Genomic DNA, 3,660 nt, shown 5'->3' with positions numbered 1-3,660 from the left:
AAAAACAATTGACTTTTTTAGAAATGTAGCTATAATCTACAAAGAAGAATTAAACACTTTGCTTACTGAAAACTTTAGCTTTGAATATGGCTAAAATTCGCAAACCAATTTTGTTTGCGTATATATTGTAGTGAAATAATTGATTCTCTTATATATTTAGGAACACTGGGTGGAATTACTGTTTTAAAGGATAATGCGGTATTAAAGAGCTGGACAACATCTAATTCCAAATTGCCTGCTAATTGGATTACTAGCCTCCTTAAGAAGGATAAAGACCTTTATATCGGCACATATGGAGGTGGTGTGGCAAAAATTGGAGGGGATGGGAATTTTTTAGACTTTAAAATGAGATTTGAGGTAAATCCTAATGCCTTTTGTTATATAGAACCATTCCTCCTTGTTGGCACATTGGATAATGGAATATTTCTCTACCATACAATAAGCAATAAATGGTATAATATAAAAAATGGATTAGGCTCTTTAAATGTAACATCTATAATTGATGGTGGCGAATACATCTATATTGGAGCAGAATGTGGGCTTATAAAGATGCCAAAAAACGAATTGGAAAGATATGGGGCTTAACATATACCTAATTTTTGCATTCGGCCTTTTGCTGAATCTTGGCTTCTGTGATACGGGCATACTTATCCCTATCAATATCAAAGACCAACCAGATCCTAATATTCTCTCCCTTTACCGTATGGAGGTAGAGGTTTTGGTAGATAACCAGTTTGCCTCTGTTAAGGTTCTTGAGATATTTGAAAATCATACTAATAGGGAAATTGAAGGTCAATACCTCTTTGCCATTCCTGAAAAAGCCAATATATCAGATTTTGCTGTTTGGGATAGTGGGATAAGAATTCCGGGTGTAATCTTGGAAAAAAGAAGGGCTAGGGAATTGTATGAAGAAATAACAAGAGAAAGGATAGACCCCGGGCTATTAGAGCAAGCCTCTGAGGAGGTAATAAATGTTTTCTCTACAAAGATATTCCCTATTCCTCCTTATGGCACCAAAAGGATAGAGCTTACCTACAACCAAGAATTAGATGTTTCTGATTCTATGTCTTACTTCTCATTTCCCTTGAAACCTACAAGGTATCAGGCTCAAAATGCCTCTAGCTTTAAGGTAAAATTTAAAATAAAAAACCAATGTCCAATAAAGGATTTTATCATCCATTCAAAAAATATTAATCCAACCTTTATCACAAATACATCTCATCAGATAGCAGGAATCTTTGAAGCAGAAAATTTTTCCTTAAATGAGGATTTTTCGTTTGAGTATAGCCTGGATGTTAAAGATTTTTTCCTTAATTTTCTTACATATCGCAAGGTTGACCTATCTGACGAACCTATTCCCCTATTCACAGATATAAAAAAGAAGGATAAAGATGGCTATTTTCAGGCTCAGGCTATATTCAATCTAAAAAGGGATAAATCAAAAATACCCTATCAAGGACAATATTTCTGTTGCTTGATACATCCCTATCTATGAGGTGGGATAAATTGGATAAGTCTTATGAGGTTATAGAATATTTCCTGCGAAACCTATCTTCGGCTGATAAATTTCAATTGATATTATTTAATGATGAGATAAATTCCCTTCCCATTTTACCTGCAACCTCACAAAATGTAGAAGATGCCTTGAATTTTATAAAAAAATCCTATCTATTGTCTGGAACAGACATTAAAAGGGCTTTGACTTCCGCTATAACCCTTGCAAATAAAACCAATGGTCAAAAAGCCATTGTGGTTATTACCGATGGCCATCCAACCCTCAATGAGGTATCATATAAGCTCATTTCCAACCATCTTATAAATATAAACAAAGAGAAAATTCCCCTCTTTATCTTTGGAATAGGAAATGATACGAATGTCTCTTTTTTAGAGGAATTGGTAAAGCCGAATGATGGCTATTTTGTTTGGGTAAATGAGACAGAGGATATTGGCTTTAAGCTAAAGACATTCTTATCAAAGATTGGCGAGGAGATGATTAAAGGAATAAGCTTTATATTTTCCTCATTAAAGGAGATAAAAGACATCTATCCAAATGATTCATTTAAGGCATTTGATGGTTCTTATGTAAGTATTGTAGGAAGATATTCTAAACCAAGAGAAACAACAATAAAGATAGAGGGAAGATATAAGGGAGAGAAATTTACATACAAACAAAAGATCGTCCTTCCAGAAAAATCTTTTCTTTATCCCCATCTTAAACGACTTTGGGCAAAGGCAAAGGTTGATTATCTTCTTAAAAAGATAAGGTTTGAAGGAGAAAGGGATGATTGGATTGAGGAAATAATCAAACTTTCCAAGCAATACACATTTGTTACACCCTATACATCATTCCTTGCCGCTCCCCGTTCACTATTGAGACCAAGGGTAATTAAACCAGGAGACCCCGTATTGCGTGTTAGGTGCGATAAATCCATTGTGGATGTTATAGCAATATTCCCCTTTGGTCTTGTCAAATCATTACATTATATTGAGAGAGAGGATATATGGCAGACAAGATTTCTTGCGCCTGTATGGATGAATGATGGGGTCTACAAAGCATTGCTTGTCCTTACAGATTCTAATGGAAATCAATATGAAGAGGAAAAATCATTCATTATAGATTCAAAGCCCCCATCCCTTAAGGTGCAAATTCCATCCTTTGTCTATGGGAGTTCTAAACTGAATCTTAAGGTTTATGCAGATTCTGATACAAGGAGGATTCAGGCAAAATTATATAATATGGCACCTATTGATATTAAATATGATGAGAAAAGCAAAGCATCATTGGGTAGCATTATTGTTCCAAAGGATATTCCCTCTGGAATCTTTACCTTAAAAATAGTTGCTGAAGACTTTGCCCATAATCTTTCTATAAAGGAGGTTCCTATTGAGATAATTGGTGGGTAAGAAATGAAAAAATATTTCCTTCTCCTTTTTATAGTTATTATTGGCTGTGCTAAAAAGGAGGGAGATATATCTAAAAAAGCACCTTCTTTTAAGCCTGGTTTGGAATCTTCGTCTGAAATTAAAATAAAAGGTATTGAGGAAGAATATTGCAAAAAGGAGGAGTTTTTAGGAGAAGATGTTTTAATCCCAAGACCAACTAAAGAGATAAAGGATGCAATTCTTAAGCTTGTAAAAAAATATCCAAAAAACCCTGAATTATACAAAAGGCTTTCTGATATAGAGATAAACCTATCCCAATTTGATGAAGCAGAATCCCATTTTATCAAATATGTTAATCTTTGTAATAGAAATAAAATTTCTCTAAAAGATTTGGCAGATTTTTATGATAGTCGTCTTCTCTTTGATAAAAAGATAAAGGTGCTTGAGGAATTGGCTGAAAAAGAGAATAGGGAAGATGCGGTTAGCATATATAAAAACATTATCTTGTCTTTAAAAACATACCTCCTTTCCCTTGATAAATATCATTATTATAACAAAATAATTGAGCTTTTTCCAGATTCTCCAATCTATTTTAAGGAATTTATAGATGAGCTTATATCTTGTTCTGAATATAAACTAGCCAATAATAGACTAGTGTGCTGTCCCTTAAATAAGGTATGTTATATTTTACAAGGTTTTCCTGCATATGTCCATGCAAATGGTTTTGCTTTTTTGTTGTAATATTCAATATACTCCAATAACTTCTGTTTTAATGCT

At 33.6% G+C, this 3,660-nt stretch carries 4 protein-coding genes; all 4 read left to right on the top strand.

Annotated elements, in window-relative coordinates; all coding sequences use genetic code 11:
- The first annotated feature begins 114 nt into the window (after positions 1 to 114).
- Genes AB1630_11195 through AB1630_11180 form a run of 4 tightly spaced genes read left to right on the top strand, consistent with a single transcriptional unit; the run spans position 115 to position 3,624 of the window.
- The gene (locus AB1630_11195; protein MEW6104358.1) at positions 115 to 585 is read left to right on the top strand and encodes a hypothetical protein; all 471 of its coding nucleotides are present in this window, start codon (positions 115 to 117) and stop codon (positions 583 to 585) included.
- A complete protein-coding gene (locus AB1630_11190; GenBank protein MEW6104357.1) occupies positions 575 to 1,495 on the top strand; it encodes a VIT domain-containing protein in 921 nt (306 codons plus the stop codon). The genes AB1630_11195 and AB1630_11190 overlap by 11 nt, the downstream gene beginning before the upstream one ends.
- A gap of 11 nt (positions 1,496 to 1,506) precedes the next feature.
- Positions 1,507 to 2,904, top strand: coding sequence for a VWA domain-containing protein (locus tag AB1630_11185; protein ID MEW6104356.1), 1,398 nt, complete (start codon positions 1,507 to 1,509; stop codon positions 2,902 to 2,904).
- Between the two features lie 3 nt (positions 2,905 to 2,907).
- Positions 2,908 to 3,624: a hypothetical protein gene (locus AB1630_11180; GenBank protein MEW6104355.1), complete on the top strand. Its 717-nt coding sequence runs from the start codon at positions 2,908 to 2,910 to the stop codon at positions 3,622 to 3,624.
- Positions 3,625 to 3,660: the final 36 nt, after the last annotated feature.

The sequence above is a fragment of the bacterium genome, from assembly GCA_040753555.1.
Taxonomy (GTDB): domain Bacteria; phylum UBA9089; class UBA9088; order UBA9088; family UBA9088; genus JBFLYE01.
Note: the sequence above shows the minus strand (reverse complement) of the source record. Positions and strands in the feature narration are given on the sequence as shown.